This window comes from Streptomyces sp. NPDC052023, from assembly GCF_044548465.1.
Classification (GTDB): Bacteria; Actinomycetota; Actinomycetes; order Streptomycetales; family Streptomycetaceae; genus Streptomyces.
Genome location: NZ_JBIUBW010000026.1, coordinates 57,042 through 72,966, shown reverse-complemented (window position 1 = coordinate 72,966; position 15,925 = coordinate 57,042). Strand labels below are relative to the sequence as shown.

General features: G+C 69.5%; 18 protein-coding genes. 6 read left to right on the top strand and 12 right to left on the bottom strand.

Translation table 11 applies throughout. From position 1 onward, the window contains the following. Positions 1 to 42 precede the first annotated feature (42 nt). Positions 43 to 1,470: a pyruvate kinase gene (gene pyk / locus ACIHCM_RS33865; protein WP_399904608.1), complete on the top strand. Its 1,428-nt coding sequence runs from the start codon at positions 43 to 45 to the stop codon at positions 1,468 to 1,470. Between the two features lie 100 nt (positions 1,471 to 1,570). On the opposite strand, the gene ACIHCM_RS33860 is transcribed toward pyk, so the two are convergent. The 4 genes from ACIHCM_RS33860 to ACIHCM_RS33845 form a co-directional block, all read right to left on the bottom strand. Beyond that, the gene (locus ACIHCM_RS33860) at positions 1,571 to 2,962 is read right to left on the bottom strand and encodes a hypothetical protein (protein ID WP_399904606.1); all 1,392 of its coding nucleotides are present in this window, start codon (positions 2,960 to 2,962) and stop codon (positions 1,571 to 1,573) included. Then, positions 2,952 to 3,500: a DUF6114 domain-containing protein gene (locus tag ACIHCM_RS33855; protein ID WP_399904603.1), complete on the bottom strand. Its 549-nt coding sequence runs from the start codon at positions 3,498 to 3,500 to the stop codon at positions 2,952 to 2,954. Before ACIHCM_RS33855 ends, ACIHCM_RS33860 begins: the two co-directional genes overlap by 11 nt. Before the next feature lie 128 nt (positions 3,501 to 3,628). Next, entirely contained in the window at positions 3,629 to 4,291 is a 663-nt protein-coding gene (locus tag ACIHCM_RS33850) for a DUF6230 family protein (protein WP_399904600.1), read from the bottom strand. Between the two features lie 648 nt (positions 4,292 to 4,939). Then, entirely contained in the window at positions 4,940 to 5,914 is a 975-nt protein-coding gene (locus ACIHCM_RS33845) for a tetratricopeptide repeat protein (protein ID WP_399904597.1), read from the bottom strand. A gap of 270 nt (positions 5,915 to 6,184) precedes the next feature. Here ACIHCM_RS33845 and ACIHCM_RS33840 point away from each other — a divergent pair, with 270 nt between their 5' ends. After that, positions 6,185 to 6,910, top strand: coding sequence for a TetR/AcrR family transcriptional regulator (locus tag ACIHCM_RS33840; RefSeq protein WP_399904594.1), 726 nt, complete (start codon positions 6,185 to 6,187; stop codon positions 6,908 to 6,910). A gap of 113 nt (positions 6,911 to 7,023) precedes the next feature. On the opposite strand, the gene ACIHCM_RS33835 is transcribed toward ACIHCM_RS33840, so the two are convergent. The 8 genes from ACIHCM_RS33835 to ACIHCM_RS33800 all read right to left on the bottom strand — a co-directional run bounded on the left by ACIHCM_RS33835 (position 7,024) and on the right by ACIHCM_RS33800 (position 13,071). After that, positions 7,024 to 8,724: a methylmalonyl-CoA mutase gene (locus ACIHCM_RS33835; RefSeq protein ID WP_399904592.1), complete on the bottom strand. Its 1,701-nt coding sequence runs from the start codon at positions 8,722 to 8,724 to the stop codon at positions 7,024 to 7,026. 137 nt (positions 8,725 to 8,861) lie between these two features. Beyond that, positions 8,862 to 9,200: a DUF3817 domain-containing protein gene (locus ACIHCM_RS33830; RefSeq protein ID WP_399904589.1), complete on the bottom strand. Its 339-nt coding sequence runs from the start codon at positions 9,198 to 9,200 to the stop codon at positions 8,862 to 8,864. A 43-nt stretch (positions 9,201 to 9,243) separates the two neighbouring features. Further along, positions 9,244 to 9,753, bottom strand: a complete 510-nt coding sequence (locus ACIHCM_RS33825; RefSeq protein WP_399904586.1) for a MarR family winged helix-turn-helix transcriptional regulator — start codon at positions 9,751 to 9,753, stop codon at positions 9,244 to 9,246. Positions 9,754 to 10,197: 444 nt separating this feature from the next. Continuing rightward, positions 10,198 to 10,848: a TetR/AcrR family transcriptional regulator gene (locus ACIHCM_RS33820; protein WP_399904583.1), complete on the bottom strand. Its 651-nt coding sequence runs from the start codon at positions 10,846 to 10,848 to the stop codon at positions 10,198 to 10,200. Further along, positions 10,845 to 11,525 (bottom strand): DUF4166 domain-containing protein, encoded by a 681-nt coding sequence (locus ACIHCM_RS33815; RefSeq protein WP_399904581.1) that lies wholly within the window; start codon positions 11,523 to 11,525, stop codon positions 10,845 to 10,847. The genes ACIHCM_RS33820 and ACIHCM_RS33815 overlap by 4 nt, the downstream gene beginning before the upstream one ends. Then, complete coding sequence (locus ACIHCM_RS33810; RefSeq protein ID WP_399904578.1) at positions 11,522 to 12,280, bottom strand: hypothetical protein; 759 nt, start codon at positions 12,278 to 12,280, stop codon at positions 11,522 to 11,524. The genes ACIHCM_RS33815 and ACIHCM_RS33810 overlap by 4 nt, the downstream gene beginning before the upstream one ends. Positions 12,281 to 12,436: 156 nt before the next feature. Next, positions 12,437 to 12,730: an MTH1187 family thiamine-binding protein gene (locus tag ACIHCM_RS33805; protein WP_399904575.1), complete on the bottom strand. Its 294-nt coding sequence runs from the start codon at positions 12,728 to 12,730 to the stop codon at positions 12,437 to 12,439. Beyond that, positions 12,727 to 13,071, bottom strand: a complete 345-nt coding sequence (locus ACIHCM_RS33800) for a DUF3817 domain-containing protein (RefSeq protein WP_399904572.1) — start codon at positions 13,069 to 13,071, stop codon at positions 12,727 to 12,729. The genes ACIHCM_RS33805 and ACIHCM_RS33800 overlap by 4 nt, the downstream gene beginning before the upstream one ends. Before the next feature lie 203 nt (positions 13,072 to 13,274). Between ACIHCM_RS33800 and ACIHCM_RS33795 the strand changes: the two genes are divergently transcribed. The 4 genes from ACIHCM_RS33795 (at position 13,275) to ACIHCM_RS33780 (ending at position 15,925) form a co-directional block, all read left to right on the top strand. Then, a complete protein-coding gene (locus tag ACIHCM_RS33795) occupies positions 13,275 to 13,907 on the top strand; it encodes an AIM24 family protein (RefSeq protein ID WP_399904570.1) in 633 nt (210 codons plus the stop codon). A 1-nt stretch (position 13,908) separates the two neighbouring features. Then, on the top strand, positions 13,909 to 14,559 hold the full coding sequence (locus tag ACIHCM_RS33790; protein ID WP_399904567.1) for an AIM24 family protein: 651 nt from the start codon (positions 13,909 to 13,911) through the stop codon (positions 14,557 to 14,559). Beyond that, complete coding sequence (locus ACIHCM_RS33785) at positions 14,556 to 15,356, top strand: AIM24 family protein (protein ID WP_399904564.1); 801 nt, start codon at positions 14,556 to 14,558, stop codon at positions 15,354 to 15,356. Before ACIHCM_RS33790 ends, ACIHCM_RS33785 begins: the two co-directional genes overlap by 4 nt. A 92-nt stretch (positions 15,357 to 15,448) precedes the next feature. After that, on the top strand, positions 15,449 to 15,925 hold the full coding sequence (locus ACIHCM_RS33780; protein WP_393105217.1) for a MarR family winged helix-turn-helix transcriptional regulator: 477 nt from the start codon (positions 15,449 to 15,451) through the stop codon (positions 15,923 to 15,925).

The window sequence follows — 15,925 nt, the reverse complement described above, 5'->3', positions numbered from 1 at the left end:
GACGGAATATTCCGTAGCGAAACAAACCGATAGGATCGCCCCATGCGCCGTTCGAAAATCGTCTGTACTCTCGGCCCCGCGGTCGACTCCCACGAACAGCTTGTCGCGCTGATCGAGGCGGGCATGAACGTTGCCCGCTTCAACTTCAGCCACGGCACGCACGCCGAGCACCAGGGGCGGTACGACCGCGTCCGTGCCGCCGCCAAGGAGACCGGCCGGGCCATCGGTGTCCTCGCCGACCTCCAGGGCCCGAAGATCCGGCTCGCGACGTTCGCCGAGGGACCGGTGGAGCTGGTGCGCGGTGACGAGTTCGTCATCACCACCGAGGACGTCCCAGGCGACAAGACGATCTGCGGTACGACCTACAAGGGCCTGCCCGGCGACGTCGACCGCGGCGACCAGATCCTCATCAACGACGGCAACGTCGAGCTGAAGGTGCTGGACGTCGAGGGCTCCCGGGTGCGGACGATCGTCATCGAGGGCGGCGTCATCTCCGACCACAAGGGCATCAACCTGCCCGGCGCGGCGGTGAACGTCCCGGCCCTGTCCGGGAAGGACGTCGAGGACCTCCGCTTCGCGCTGCGCATGGGCTGCGACCTGGTCGCCCTCTCCTTCGTCCGGGACGCCAAGGACATCAACGACGTCCACAAGGTCATGGACGAGGAGGGCCGGCGCGTCCCGGTCGTCGCCAAGGTGGAGAAGCCGCAGGCGGTGGCCAACATGGAGGACGTCGTGATGGCGTTCGACGGTGTGATGGTGGCCCGTGGCGACCTGGCTGTCGAGTACCCGCTCGAGAAGGTCCCGATGGTGCAGAAGCGCCTGATCGAGCTGTGCCGGCGCAACGCCAAGCCGGTGATCGTCGCGACCCAGATGATGGAGTCGATGATCACCAACTCCCGCCCGACCCGCGCCGAGGCCTCCGACGTGGCCAACGCGATCCTGGACGGCGCGGACGCGGTGATGCTGAGCGCGGAGTCCTCGGTCGGCGCCTACCCGATCGAGACCGTCAAGACGATGTCGAAGATCGTCCAGGCGGCCGAGCAGGAGCTGCTCTCCAAGGGCCTGCAGCCGCTCGTCCCCGGCAAGAAGCCGCGCACACAGGGTGGTTCGGTGGCCCGTGCGGCCGCCGAGATCGCCGACTTCCTCGGCGCCAAGGGTCTGGTGGCCTTCACCAAGTCCGGCGACACGGCCCGGCGCCTGAGCCGCTACCGCGCCATCCAGCCGATCATCGCGTACACCACGGACGAGTCCACCCGGAACCAGCTGACTCTGAGCTGGGGCGTCGAGTCCCACGTCGTGCCGTTCGTGAACAGCACGGACGAGATGGTCGACCTGGTCGACCAGGAGGTCGCCAAGCTCGGCCGCTACAACTCCGGCGACATCGTGATCATCACCGCGGGCTCGCCTCCGGGCGTCCCGGGCACGACGAACATGGTGCGGGTGCACCACCTGGGCGGTGCGAACGACTGAGGCCCCGGCACCTCGCACGAACTGTGGCCCGGCCCCCGCGCAGGCGGGGAAACCGGGCCACAGCTCTTTGTGCGGCTCCCGAACGGGCTTGTGGGGATGCTCAGTCGGTGGTGTACACATGCATCCCGGGGATGGTCAGGGTGCCGCCGAACTGGGCGGCCTGCGTGACCTTCACCTTCGTGAAGTAGATCTCGGGGAGGTTCAGCGGGGGCGGATTCTCCGGGCTGAACGTGAGCGGGATCAGGCCGAGCAGGTTGCCGGAGATGCTCTCGGTGTACATCACCGTCTCGCCGTCGGTGATCGTCGACTCCGAGCCCTTCTCCGCCTGCACGTGATACGTCTTGCCGATCTGCTTGTCCCTCACCAGCTGGTGCAGATCGCCGATCAGGGTGCCACCCGAGATGACGTACTTCAGCACCTTCTTGGTCTTGCCGCTGGCGGTCCGCACCTCGACGACGCCCTGGTAGTCCGCGCCCTTCAGGTGCAGGTAACTGGCCTCCAGGTACCAGGGGTCGTCCGCCACGGCGATGGGGTTGTCCACGCCGCTTTCGGCATCCGTGGCCTTGGGGCAGTCCTCGGGGTCCAGCGTGGAACTGGCGGACGGGCTCGGCGTGGTGGTGGCCTCCTCGGTCGGCTCGGCGGACCCGGTGGCCTCGTCGGCCGCACCCCCCACGGCGTCCTCCACCGTGTCGGTGACCTTCCCCGCGGTGTCCTCGACGGCGTCGGACGTGTCCTTGCCGCTGTCGGAGCCACCGGAGTTCCCGGAGTCACCCGAGTCACCCGAGTCACCCGAGTCGCCGGAACTCCCGGACGGGGCCTGTGATCCGGAGCCCCCACTCGGAGTCGCGGAGGGGGACGGCGCCGGGCTCTCGGAGTCCTCGGCTCCGCCGCCGGCTATGCCCTCCACGACGCCGGTTATCGCGTCGCCGATGGTTTCGAGTACGCCCTTGTCGCTCTCGGACGCCGACGGGCTCGGCGCGGCCGGCTCGGTCTCGTTCCCCTTGTCCGTGCCGGGCGCCGAGGACGAGGGGACCGGCTCGGGCTGGGCCCCGTCGTCGGAACCTGAATCCGACGAAGGGTCCTGGCCCGGCGTTCCCGACCCGTCCGAGGAGCCGGCGCCGGAGGACGCCGAAGGGCTCGGCTCCGGCTCGGCGGACTCGCTCTCGCTCGCCGAGGCGGAGGGCGAGGGCGTGGCCGACGCGCTCTTCTCGGGGTCCAGCGCCGCGACACAGTCCTTGAACTGCTCGGCCTGGTCGGCGTACTCGTCGGCCGACAGGCTGTGGGACGACGGCTGTTCGTCGGCGAGCGCGAGCTTGGGCGTGAATCCCATGCCCATGAGCACTGCCGTCGGCATCGCCGCCAGGGCTATCGCCTTGCCGGCCGGCATGTGGAACCTGGTGAACAGCGGCTTCCTGGGTGCCGCGTGACGCGGCCCGGTTCTCAGACGCGGCCCGTCTGCTTCGGCCACGTGGGCCACCTCGTCAGCCGGCACTGTGCCTCCCGTTCGCCCCGTTGGCCGGGCTCGTTCCTGACAGGTCGTTCGGCTGTCCCATCGCGTCCTCGTCCGTCTCGGGGATCGCGTGCGCGGGGCCGCCGTCCACCTCTTCGGTGTCCTTCGCCGTCTCCGGCTCGGGCGGTGTGCCCGGCGCCCATGCCACCGCCAGGGCGCCGCCGATCATTGAAAACAGGAACCCGATGACGAAACCACCGAAGTTGGACACCGGGATGGATACCAGGGCCAGCAGGATCGCCGCGACACCGGCGAAGATCTGGATGTGCTTCTGGAACCACAGGGTGAAGCCCAGCACGACGAGCAGCACGCCGATGATCAGGGATCCGGCGCCCGCGGTGGTGGACATCGCCAGCGTCAGATGACCGATCTGGAGGTTCGCGTACGGGAAGTACATGATCGGTAGACCACCGATCATGACGAACAGGCCGGCCCAGAACGGCCTCGTACCCCGCCAGGCGCGGAACTGCAGTCTCCGGCGGGTGAACTGGCCGTCGGCGGCAGGAGTCTCGGCGCTCATGGAAAACAGCTCCCTGGTGCGGCGTTGCTGTGGTGAGGGTGTCTTGCGGTGTGGGGGGATACGCGCGGCGCGCGGAGAGTGGGGCGGGCGGGGGCCCCGGTTCGGCTCCCCCGCCCGTCACCGAGTGCTTAGTAGCACTCCTTGCCGGGGCCACTGCCGGTCATCAGCTTCATCTTCAGACCGGGCAGCGTGAAGGTGCCGGCCGTGGTCGCCCAGGCCGTCTGCTTCACGTCTGTCAGCTTGGCCGACTCGGCCTGCTGGGCGAAGCCGTACGGGTTCGCCTTCTTCTGCGCGATCTCCGACTTCTTCATGCCTGGTCCGCGGCTGATCTCACCCGCGGCCACACCGATGTCAATGTTCCTGAACTGGGCGTCCGCGCCCAGGTCTGCGACGTCGATGTACAGGTTGTCGGCAGTCACCTGCTGCTTCGCGTCGGAGCTCTCACCCGCGGTCAGCTTCAGAGTGACGGACCCGATGAACGGGATACCAGGAGTCACCACTGACTGGCACATGTTTTCGATCCGGGCAGTCTCGAAGACCGAAACGGCCACGGGGTGATGAGCCTTGCCACCGGTGAGGGTATAGCCCTCGTCGATGGCGCCGTACTGCGAGAAGCCCGTGCCGTTGAGCTCCTTGGCCTTCACCTTGAACGACTGACCCGACACACTGAACGACGCGGCGAGAGCACCCTGCGCGAGAGCGACACCTATGCACGCCGTGGCGGCGACGCTGGGCACCATGACCACAGCGAACCGCTTCCATCTGGTCCCACCACGCACTTGGGACTCCATATTTCCTCCTTCTCGGACGTACATCTCCTGGCCCGGCTCGCCCCCGAAGGCGGCGCCACCGGACAGGGATGGGAGAAGTGCTACGTCCTCGGGAAGGAGAGCGCCCGCGCTCGGCGGCGCACAACGGCGCCCGAATCACCGGCGATCACCCCCGAGCGACAACCACTGGTCGCGCCTGACACGCATCACGCACAACCTTGCTGGACAGGCTTCGCCGGAGAAGCGAAGACCCCCCTGCCCGAGAGCCGGCGTCAGGGACGTCGGCTCTGCTCGGTGGGGACCCAGGAAGTCCCGCGGCCCGATTGGATGTCGGGTACGGGGAATGGACCGAGCGTCGCCGATCGTGGTGCATTCTCGCCGCCCGCACAAGGGGGTTCGTTACTCGCTAGTAACGGCCGGATAACCGAACAACGACCAGCCGGACTCGCTCAGCGACTCTGGGTGCCTGCCTCGGGCAGGACAAAACTATTGATCGCTGGACAGAATCCGACAGAAAAACGGCCGTGACTTACTCGCAGTAACAGCGGCCGCGATTACCAAGATTTGGCAAAGCGCGGCCGCCCTGACGCCCTGTCGGACGACGTCCTCACGCAGGGTTCACGGGCCCGGACGGTCAGCGACTGACCGGGGATCCGGACCCCGCACCGCTCAGAACAGCGCGCGCGCCAGCGCGCGCCGAGCCGCGGTCACCCGCGGATCGTCCGCGCCGACCACCTCGAACAGCTCCAGCAGCCGCAGCCGTACGGCATCCCGGTCCTCACCCGCCGTACGCCGCACCGCGTCGATGAGCCGCCCGAAGGCGTCCTCCACATGACCGCCCACCAGATCCAGGTCGGCGGCCGCGATCTGCGCCTGCGCGTCGGCCGGCTTCTCGGCCGCCTCCTTGCGCACCTGCTGCGCGTCCAGACCCTGCACCCGCTGGAGCAACTCCGCCTGCGCCAGACCCAGTTTGGCCTCCGGGTTGGCCGGGTCGTCGGCGAGGACGTTCTTGTACGCCTGGATGGCACCGCCCATGTCACCGGCGTCCAGCGCCTGCGCGGCGGCGTTCAGTGCGGCGTCGTAGGGACCCACCGGCGCCTGCGCCGGCGCCTCGCCGCCGCCCGGCTCGGCCTCCGGGTCGACGGTCAGACCGGTCAGCCCGAAGCGCTGCTCGGCGACGGTGACCAACTGGTCGAGGGTCTGCCGGATCTGCGCCTCACCGGCCGCACCCTGGAAGAGCGGCAGCGCCTGGCCCGCGACGACCGCGAAGACCGCCGGGATCCCTTGGATCCCGAACTGCTGCATCAGCATCTGGTTGGCGTCGACGTCGATCTTGGCGAGGAGGAAGCGCCCGTTGTACTCGACGGCGAGCCGCTCGAGGACCGGGCTGAGTTGCTTGCAGGGCTCGCACCACTCGGCCCAGAAGTCGATGACGACCGGGACCTCGGTGGAGCGCTGGAGGACGTCGCGCTCGAATCCGGCCTCATCGACGTCGATGACGAGATCGGCCGGGGAGACGGCCCCGCCGCCGCCCTCGCGCGCCGCTGCGGCGCGCGCCTGCTCGGCCTTCGTCTTGGCCTCCTGGGCCGCCTTGACCGCGGCGAGGTCGACGACGCCGCTCATGGACATGTTCCGTGGCTGCATGCGTCTATCCTCCCCCGTTCCCCGGGCGTCTGTGAAAAGCGCCCCCGAAGCCGTGCGTGTGTTCGGCGCCGGGTCCCCACCCCACGCCTGTGGTCGTCGCTCGCATCAAGGACGAAAGCCCCCGTACGACACGGAAGTAGAGGCCATCCACGAGCTTTCGCTACGAGTCGTAGCGTAACGGCAGGGGACGCTCCGGCGACACCCCGCCCTGGTGATCTCCCTCACTGCGGCGCCCATACCGCCGCATCCGGTCCCGGATATGGTCGAGGGATGCAGAGCCGCACCCCCGCCGGCCGCACGGGACGCCCGCGCAGCGCCGCCGCCGACACCGCCATCCTGGCCGCGACCCGGGCGGCCCTGGTGGAACTCGGCTGGTCCAAGCTCACCTTGGGAGACGTGGCGACGCGCGCCGGGGTTGCGAAGACGACGCTCTACCGCCGCTGGGCGGGCAAGAACGAGCTGGTCGTCGACGCCGTGGCGGAACTCTTCGACGAACTGGCCCTCCCCGACCGTGGCAGCCTCGGCGCGGACGTCGAAGGCGTGGTCCTCCAGCTCGCCGCGATCCTGGACCGCCCGGAGGCCAAGAGCGGCCTGATGGCGGTGGTGGCCGAGTCGACGCGCGACGAGGCGCTGCGCGAGCGCATCCGCGCCACGATCGTGGACCGCCAGAAGCGTCTGGTCACGGTGGGCCGGGCCCGGGCGCAGGCACGCGGTGAGCTGCCGGTGGAGTCCGACTCCGGGGACGCGGCCCGCACCGCGGACCTGATCTTCGACATGGTGGCGGGCGCGGTCGTGCACCGCTCCCTGGTCAGCGCGGAACCGGCGGACGCGGAGTGGGCGCGGTCGTTGACGCGCGTGCTGTTGCTGGGGCTGGCGGGGGCGGCGGCTGCCGAAGGGGCGGCCGTGGAAAGCGCGGCAGCGGAGGGCGCGGCGGGAGGCGAAAGCACGGGCCCGGCGCGCCCCGTACCGGGAGAACGCGACGCTGCCACGACGTAGTCCTGCCGTGGCCTGCCGGGATTCACGACGGACAGCCGGCGACAGCGGTCCGGGCTCCCGGCGACTGCGCCGGGGAACGGACCGCTGTGCAGGCGGCTGTCCCAGGGGCGGCCCTAGAAGCCGGCGGGCTCGGTGTACACGCCCCACTCGTCGCGCAGGGCGTCGCAGATCTCGCCGAGGGTGGCTTCCGCGCGGACGGCCGTCAGCATCGGCTCGATCATGTTGGAGCCGTCCCGTGCGGCGTCGAGCATCGCGGCGAGTGCCGAGGTGACGGCGGCTTCGTCGCGGCCCGTGCGGCGTGCGGACAGCGCGCGCACCTGCTCGCGCTCGACCTCGTGGCTGACCCGGAGGATCTCCAGGTCGCCGGTGACGGAGCCGGTGTGGGCGTTGACGCCGACGACGCGCTTGTCGCCCTTCTCCAGGGACTGCTGGTAGCGGAACGCGGACTCGGCGATCTCGCCGGTGAACCAGCCGTCCTCGATGCCGCGCAGGATGCCGGACGTGATCGGGCCGATGGGGTGCTTCCCGTCGGGATGCGCCCGCAGGCCGCGCTCCTTGATCTGGTCGAAGATCTTTTCGGCGTCGGCCTCGATCCGGTCGGTCAGCTGCTCGACGTACCACGAACCGCCCAGCGGGTCGGCGACGTTGGCGACGCCGGTCTCCTCCATGAGGACCTGCTGGGTGCGCAGGGCGATCTCCGCGGCCTGCTCCGAGGGGAGTGCCAGGGTCTCGTCCAGGGCGTTGGTGTGGAGCGAGTTCGTGCCGCCGAGGACCGCTGCGAGCGCCTCGACGGCGGTGCGGACCACGTTGTTGTACGGCTGCTGGGCCGTGAGGGAGACACCGGCGGTCTGGGTGTGGAAGCGCAGCCACTGGGCCTTGTCGGACTTGGCGCCGTAGACGTCGCGCATCCAGCGGGCCCAGATGCGGCGCGCTGCGCGGAACTTGGCGATCTCCTCGAAGAAGTCGACGTGCGCGTCGAAGAAGAAGGACAGGCCGGGGGCGAAGACGTCGACGTCCAGGCCGCGGGAGAGGCCCAGTTCGACGTAGCCGAAGCCGTCCGCGAGCGTGTACGCCAGCTCCTGCGCGGCCGTCGCGCCGGCCTCGCGGATGTGGTAGCCGGAGACGGACAGGGGCTTGTACGCGGGGATGCGCGTCGCGCAGTACTCCATCAGGTCGCCGATCAGGCGGAGATGGGGCTCGGGCTGGAAGAGCCACTCCTTCTGGGCGATGTACTCCTTGAAGATGTCCGTCTGGAGCGTGCCGTTCAGGACGGACGGGTCGACGCCCTGGCGCTCCGCGGCGACCAGGTACATGCAGAAGACCGGGACCGCCGGGCCGCTGATCGTCATCGACGTGGTGACGTCGCCGAGCGGGATGTCACGGAAGAGGACGTCCATGTCGGAGGCCGAGTCGACGGCCACCCCGCAGTGGCCGACCTCGCCGAGGGAGCGCGGGTCGTCGGAGTCGCGGCCCATCAGGGTCGGCATGTCGAAGGCGACCGAGAGGCCACCGCCGCCGGCCGCGAGGATCATCTTGTAGCGCTCGTTGGTCTGCTCGGCGTTGCCGAAGCCGGCGAACTGCCGGATCGTCCACGTACGCCCTCGGTAGCCGGTCGGGTGCAGGCCCCGCGTGTAGGGGTACTCCCCCGGCCAGCCGATGCGCTCGAAGCCTTCATAGGTGTCCCCGGGCCGGGGCCCGTACACCGGCTCCACGGGGTCGCCGGAGAGCGTGGTGAAGTCCGCGTCGCGCTTCCGCGCCGCGTCGTACCGGGCCTGCCAGCGTCGGCGGCCCTCTTCGATGGCGTGAGCGTCCATGCCTTCGAATTTACTTGGACGTCCTAGTAAATGTCGACAGCTGGCCGGTGATTTATCAGGACGCCCGAGCAATCGGGTGAACGGCTGCCGCCGCATCCATGTGCCCGTGTGTACGGCGGCCGTCGTGCAGCGTGTCGCTACGCCTTCACCGGGGCGGGCGCGTCCTGCGCGACCATGGCGTCGAGCTGGCGTGAGATCTTCCGCTCCACGAAGAACGCGGCGGTCGGGATCGTGCCCGCGAGCAGGACCCAGACCTGCTTGGCGATCGGCCACTTCGCCTTGGAGCCCAGGTCGAAGGCGAAGATGAGGTAGACGACGTACAGCCAGCCGTGCGCGATGGAGACGACCTGCGTGGCGTCCGCGGCACCGTCCATCTTCAGGCCGTACTTGGCGATCATGCACAGGCACAGCAGGACCAGGAGCACACCGGTGACGTAGGCCATGACGCGGTAGCGGGTCAGCACGCTCTTTTTCATGCGAACGAGCGTAACCGCCGGTTCCGGGCGATCTTCCTTGGGGTCACTGCTCCTTGAAGTCGCTCGCGGCGACCCGCAGGGGGCGGAGCATCGCGAAGATCTCTCCGCATTCCTCGGCGTCGTACACGCCTAGGCCGAAGTCCATGGCCATCAGGTCCCGGGTCGCCGCGTCGACGACCTCGCGGCCCTTCTCGGTGATCACGGCGAGGGTGCCGCGGCCGTCGTTGGGGTTGGGGCGCTTGGCCACCAGGCCGGACTTCACCAGGCGGTCGACGGTGTTCGTGACGGACGTCGGGTGCACCATGAGCCGCTCGCCGATCTTGGACATCGGGAGCTCGCCCGCCTTGGAGAACGTGAGCAGGACCAGCGCCTCGTAGCGCGCGAACGTCAGGCCGTACGGCTTGACCACCGCGTCGACCTCGGCGAGCAGGATCTGGTGCGCCCGCATGATCGAGGTGATCGCGGCCATGGACGGGACGCTGCCCCAGCGCTGCTTCCAGAGCTCGTCGGCGCGGGCGATGGGGTCGAAGGGGAGGCTGAGCGGCTTCGGCACGTCACCAGACCTTACCCGCCGGTCATATCGTGGTCAGCCCTGTCTCGCGTTTCGGTATGTGTGATGCCCGCGGCGGCCCGCCGGCGTTCGGTGGGGCTTGCTGTAGTGCCGGTGGGTGGCGGGTGGGTGAGGCCCTCGCGCCGGTGCCTGCGGCGGCCTGCTCGCGTTCGGTGGGGGTTGCTGTAGCGCGTTCGGTGGTGGGGTGGGGCGGGGCCGCGCCGGGGGGTGTCCGTCCTCGGAACGGCGCGGAATCGGTCTCCTACCGAGTCGCCGGGTTGACGCGCCGATCGGTGCGGGCGGACACCCCCCGGCACGGCCCCTTCTCGCCGTACGCGACTGCGGGTCCGCGGGGCTGCGCCCGGGGGCATGCCCACCTTCTCGGCGGAGGCGGGTGCGGATCCCGGGCGGGGGGCCGGCGGGCATGCTCCGTGCGGGGCCGCTTCGTCAGCGGCGGGTGGTTCTGCGCAAGTGGTGGCGGATCGCTCGTTGGGCCACCGGGCCCAGCGCCTCCAGTGCCGCCACCAGCGCGCCCAGCTGTTCCAGGGCATCCAGCGCCGCTGTCGCGCCCTGGGGGTTCACGCCCTCGTACAGTTCGACGCCGACGAAGGACGCCGCCACCGCCCGTGCGAGGCCCCTGGGGTCCGTGAACTCGCCGAAGGGGGTGTCCGCCAGGACTCGGGTCAGGGCCTTCTCGATCTCTGTGATCCACAGGTCGAGGCCCGCCGCGGTGGCCGGGGCGAGGGTGGGGTGGGTCTGGGCGCCGGCCAGGAGCTGGCCGAGGAGGGCGACGTGGCCGTTCTGACGCTCGTGATCGTGGATCTCGCGGCCCACGGCCAGCAGCTCGGAGAGCGAGGCCACGGAGGCGATGCGCAGGCGGTAGCGGGAGACCGCCTGTTCCGCGCCGTAGCGGCAGGCTGCCGCCAGGAGTTCGTCGACTGATCCGAAGTGGTAGAAGACCAGCGCCTGGTTGACGCCGGCGGTGGCGGCGATCGTGCGGGCCGAGGTCTTCGCGATGCCCTGTTCCGTGAGGGTGCGCAGCGCGCCTTCGAGGAGCTTGGTCTTCGTCTCGAGGGACTTCGCCGTTTCCGGGCTCACGCTCGGGACTCCTCGCGGACCGGGCGGAGGCCGGGCCGGATCCCGCAGGTGCGGATGTCCGTGTACGTCGCCGCGAACGTGCCCTCGTAGCCGAAGAGCGGGCCGAAGTGGTCGTTGACCACCCTGACCTGGATGCGGAAGCGGCCGGTGGAGTCGTCGTAGGACTCGCGTACCTCCGCGGTCGCGCCGATCAGGCCGGGGATCCGTACGTCGACGGGGCCCTCGCGGAAGCGGTGGACGCCGGAGCGGATCAGGAGCGAGCCGTCGGGCTCGGCGCCGAAGTGGAGGTCGGCGGCGAGGTGCTGGTGGGTGCCCAGGTAGTCGAGGATGCGGTCACCCTTGGGGCTGAGCACCATCTGGGCGTCGAAGCGGCGCCGGCGGCCGGGTAGGTCGAAAGTACGCACGAACGTCACCGTCTCACGGCCGAAGCTGTCGGCGTACGGCACGTTCTCGATGGTGAAGGGGACGTCGCGGCCGGTCCGCGGGACGAGGATGTTGCGGGTGGCGCCGAGGGCCAGGAACGGCTTGACGTGGGGTCCGCCGTGCCAGATGCGGTGCATCACGCCCCGGCCGGTGCAGGCCTCGCCGGTCGCCAGGCCGACCGAGAAGCGGCGCTGGAGTTCGGGGTGGAGGCGGTCGAAGCCGGCGCCCATGACCGCGGCGAAGATCGATGTCATCGCGGGTTCTCCAGCGTGCGCAGCAGTCGCGGGGCACGCGCGTGCGGGGGCGGGGTGCGCAGGCAGCGGCGGGCGGCCGGTGTGCAGGGCAGGGGGGAGGCGAGGACCGCGAGGCAGCCGGCCACCACCAGCAGCAGGGGCCACAGGTACGCCATCGGTGCCGCGAGGGGCCCGAACAGGCCGAGGAGGGATTCGGCGCCGAGGCCGGTGCAGGCGAGCGTGAGCAGGAGCGCGCGTACCGAGAGTTCCGCCAGCCAGTGGCGCAGTGCCCGTTCCGGCGTGATGCCGCGCTCCAGCCAGAGGCGCAGGCGGTCGAACGACCATGCCGTCGCCCAGCCCATCAGCGGGCGGAACAGGGCGCGGTCGGCCAGGGTGCCGAGGGTGCCCCAGCGGGGGCGGTAGTCGTAGCCGGTGAGGAAGCGGATGCCGTCGCCGTCGGGGACGTAACGCCAGTAGCCGCGGCCCTCCGCGAGGAGTGAGAGGGGGTGTGGGGAGGCGAAGCGAAGGGCCGAGGTGCGGGTGCCGTCGGGGCGCTGCCGCTCGCCGGCCGAGATTCCGGTGCCGGCGACGGTGAGGAAGGGCAGCACGCGCGTGGCGTAGCGGAAGTGCTGCGGTTCGCCCTCCGCGCGCGGGAGGTGGTCGATCTCGGTGAAGCGCAGGTCCCAGCGCTGATGCCGGGAGGGGTGCTGGGTGTGCGTCCAGAGGGTGTCCAGGTCGGCGCGGATGCGCGTCTCGATGTAGAGACCTTGCCCCATGTTCTCGTTCCCCCAGTTCAGCGCCTATGTTGAGCGAGTGCTCAAGTGGTGTGGGCATGACGGTACAGGAGTTTGAGCGATCGCTCAAAGGGCGGTCGTGAGAAAACCCCGACCCTTGGGGGCCGGGGTTTGATCCGTCGCGCGGGTGTCGTGCGGCTACTGCGCCAGGTGGCGTTCCACCGTGTCGACCTTGGACGTGAGACCGTCGCTCACGCCGGGGCGGATGTCCGCCTTCAGGACCAGGGACACGCGCGGCGCCCGCTCCTCCACGACGGCCACGGCACGCCTGACGACGTCCATGACCTCGTCCCACTCACCCTCGATCGACGTGAACATCGCGTCGGTACGGTTCGGCAGGCCGGACTCGCGGACCACGCGGACGGCGTCGGCGACGTACTCCCCCACGTCCTCGCCGACGCCCAGGGGCGTCACGGAGAAGGCGACGATCACGCGTTCACGACCCCTTCCTTGCGGGCGCGCTCCGCGATCACCGCGTCCTCGGACTCACGGCGCAGCTTGCGCTCGGCGAAGAAGCCGCCGCCGGGAAGGACCGAGAGGACGAAGTAGAGGGCGGCCGTGCCGAAGCTCCACCTGGTGCGGTTCCAGGCGTCCGCCCAGAAGATGACGTACAGGATGAACAGGACGCCGTGGACCGCGCCCATCACGGGGACCGCGTTGAATTCCGTGGTCCGCTTCAGCACCGAGCAGACCAGCAGGATGAGGAAGGACACGGCTTCCGGGGCCGAGACCAGGCGGAGGCGGCGGAGGGCGGTGGCGGTCTTGAGATCCACAAGTCACCTTCGGTGGGAGAATCGCTGACGAGGCGTGTCGCTTTGTGAACGGACGCACAAACGCTCCGCCATTGTGGCAAACGGCCGCACGGGCCGGGGGCCGGGGGGTCGGAGTGCGACCCCTAGGGGCGCGGTCGGGGTCCGTCCAGGGCGACTGACTCTGTCGGCGGAGCCAATCGGCCGATACCTTCACATCCGTGGCGATGTTCCGACTTCAAGGCAGCAAGGTGCTGGCCGTCGACATGACCGGGGACGCCGTGAAGGCGAAGAACGGGTCGATGGTCGCGTACGACGGGCAGATGGCCTTCAAGAAACTGAGCGGCGGCGGTGAGGGCATACGGGGGATGGTGACCCGGCGCATCACCGGTGAGCAGATGACCTTGATGGAGGTGAAGGGGCAAGGGACGTGCTGGTTCGCGGACCGGGCCTCGGAGATCAACCTGGTGCGTCTCCAGGGCGACACGCTGTACGTGGAGTCCAGCAATCTGCTCGCGACCGACGGTGGGCTGCGGACCGGCACGTCCTTCACGGGGATGCGTGGCGCCTCGCAGGGCAACGGGCTGTTCACGACGACCGTCGAGGGGCACGGGCAGGCGGCGATCATGTCGGACGGGCCGGCGGTGGTGCTCCGGGTGAGCGCGCAGTACCCGCTGACCGTGGACCCCGGGGCCTATGTGGCGCACCAGGGGAGTCTGCGGCAGTCGTTTCAGTCCGGTGTGACCTTCCGCACATTGATGGGCGAGGGCGGGGGCGAGGCGTTCCAGATGCGGTTCGAGGGGGACGGGCTCGTGTACGTGCAGCCCAGTGAGCGGAACACGATCGCGGGGGATGTGTGACATGGGCTTCCGCGAGGTCAATTCGAAGATGGTCGAGGCGACCGTGAGGCCGGGCGAGCGGCTGTTCAGTCAGCGCGGCGCCATGCTCGCCTACAAGGGCGAGGTGTCCTTCACACCCAACACGAGCGGCGGCCAGGGCGGCGTCATGTCGATGATCGGGCGCCGGGTGGCGAACGAGGACACACCGCTGATGACCGTCGAGGGCAGCGGCACCGTGCTGTTCGGGCACGGCGGGCATCACGTGCAGGTGATCAACCTCGCAGGGGACACCCTCTGCGTCGAGGCGGACCGGCTGCTCGCCTTCGAGGGCAGCCTCCAGCAAGGGACGATGTTCATGGGCTCCCAGGGCGGGGTCATGGGGATGGTGCGCGGGCAGGTCACCGGGCAGGGTCTGTTCACGACCACCCTCAAGGGGCACGGCGCGGTGGCCGTGATGGCCCACGGCGGTGTCTTCGAGATTCCGATCAGCCCGCAGCGCCCCGTCCATGTCGACCCGCAGGCCTACGTCGCCCACCACGGGGACGTGCGCAACAAGCTGTCGACCGCGCTGGGCTGGCGGGACATGGTGGGGCGCGGCTCCGGCGAGGCGTTCCAGCTGGAGCTCAGCGGCAGCGGTGCGGTGTACGTCCAGGCCTCGGAGGAGAAGCTGTGACCTACGGAACCCCGGGCGCCGGGCCCGTCGTGCACGACCCGGCGACGCTGCCCGCCGACGACAACGTGAACGCGTACACCTTCTGCGTGGAGCTGAAGGGGAGCCGCTGGTTCCTGCAGAAGGGGAAGATGATCGCGTACTACGGCTCGATCGACTTCAACGGCGTGGGGCACGGGCGATTGGACCGTCTTGTCCGTACGTCGTTCCATTCGCCACTGCACGCCGCGGACTGGGTCGTGGCGGAGGGCTCGGGGAAGATGCTCCTCGCCGACCGGGCCTTCGACGTGAATTCCTACGATCTGGAAGACGGCAACCTGACCATTCGCTCGGGCAACCTCCTCGCTTTTCAGCCAACTCTCGCGCTGAAGCAGTCGATCGTGCCGGGCTTTCTCACGCTCATCGGAACCGGGAAGTTCGTGGCCGCATCTAACGGTCCGGTGGTGTTCATGGAGCCGCCGATCCGGGTGGACCCGCAAGCGCTTGTCGGCTGGGCCGACTGCCCCTCACCGTGCCACCACTACGACCATGGCTACATGACGGGCGTAATGGGCGGTCTACGTGCGATGACGGGCCTTGGCGGGGCCTCCGGGGAGGAGCACCAGTTCGAGTTCGTGGGAGCCGGTACGGTCCTGCTCCAGTCGACCGAGACCCTGATGGCCGAGCAGGCCACGGGGACGGTCCCGCACCAGGCCGGCGTGCCCGGTGGTGGTGGGGTGACCGGAGGGCACGGAGCGCAAGCCGGCGCACCGCGCCTTCCCGGACAGCTGGGGGACCTCCAGCGTCGCTTCGGGCTGTGAGCGGTAGTCTGCGGAGTGTGACGTCGAACGCGTGCGCACTGTCACACCACCCTCAGTAGTTCACATTTCAACCTCTTAGGTAGACTTCATTCATGGAGACCGAGACGGCCACGCGCTGGCTGACCGATGCGGAGCAGTGTGCCTGGCGCACCCACCTGGAGGTCAACAGGCTGTTGACGTACCAGCTCGAAAAGGACCTGCAGCCGTTCGGCCTGACGATGAACGACTACGAGATCCTGGTGAATCTCTCAGAGTCGGACGATTTGCGAATGCGGATGAGCGACCTCGCCTCCGCGACCCTGCAGTCGAAGAGCCGGCTCTCGCACCAGATCACGCGTATGGAGAACGCCGACCTGGTGCGGCGGGAGAATTGCGAGTCCGACCGCCGCGGGTTGTACGCGGTGCTCACCGACCACGGCATGGAGACGATGCAGAAGGTCGCGCCCCACCACGTCTCGTCCGTACGGCGGCACTTCATCGACCTGCTGCCCCCGGAGTCCCTCACGGAGCTCGACAAGGCGCTGAGGCCCATCGCGGAGCACCTGCGCGGGCAGCGCGGCCGTCCCTGA

Excerpts from the sequence above, each read along its gene's own strand:
- pyk (WP_399904608.1), top strand. The coding sequence starts at position 43 with ATGCGCCGTTCGAAAATCGTCTGTACTCTCGGCCCCGCGGTCGACTCC.
- ACIHCM_RS33855 (WP_399904603.1), bottom strand. The coding sequence starts at position 3,500 with ATGAGCGCCGAGACTCCTGCCGCCGACGGCCAGTTCACCCGCCGGAGA.
- ACIHCM_RS33850 (WP_399904600.1), bottom strand. The coding sequence starts at position 4,291 with ATGGAGTCCCAAGTGCGTGGTGGGACCAGATGGAAGCGGTTCGCTGTG.
- ACIHCM_RS33845 (WP_399904597.1), bottom strand. The coding sequence starts at position 5,914 with ATGCAGCCACGGAACATGTCCATGAGCGGCGTCGTCGACCTCGCCGCG.
- ACIHCM_RS33840 (WP_399904594.1), top strand. The coding sequence starts at position 6,185 with ATGCAGAGCCGCACCCCCGCCGGCCGCACGGGACGCCCGCGCAGCGCC.
- ACIHCM_RS33835 (WP_399904592.1), bottom strand. The coding sequence starts at position 8,724 with ATGGACGCTCACGCCATCGAAGAGGGCCGCCGACGCTGGCAGGCCCGG.
- ACIHCM_RS33830 (WP_399904589.1), bottom strand. The coding sequence starts at position 9,200 with ATGAAAAAGAGCGTGCTGACCCGCTACCGCGTCATGGCCTACGTCACC.
- ACIHCM_RS33815 (WP_399904581.1), bottom strand. The coding sequence starts at position 11,525 with ATGACATCGATCTTCGCCGCGGTCATGGGCGCCGGCTTCGACCGCCTC.
- ACIHCM_RS33810 (WP_399904578.1), bottom strand. The coding sequence starts at position 12,280 with ATGGGGCAAGGTCTCTACATCGAGACGCGCATCCGCGCCGACCTGGAC.
- ACIHCM_RS33795 (WP_399904570.1), top strand. The coding sequence starts at position 13,275 with ATGTTCCGACTTCAAGGCAGCAAGGTGCTGGCCGTCGACATGACCGGG.
- ACIHCM_RS33790 (WP_399904567.1), top strand. The coding sequence starts at position 13,909 with ATGGGCTTCCGCGAGGTCAATTCGAAGATGGTCGAGGCGACCGTGAGG.
- ACIHCM_RS33780 (WP_393105217.1), top strand. The coding sequence starts at position 15,449 with ATGGAGACCGAGACGGCCACGCGCTGGCTGACCGATGCGGAGCAGTGT.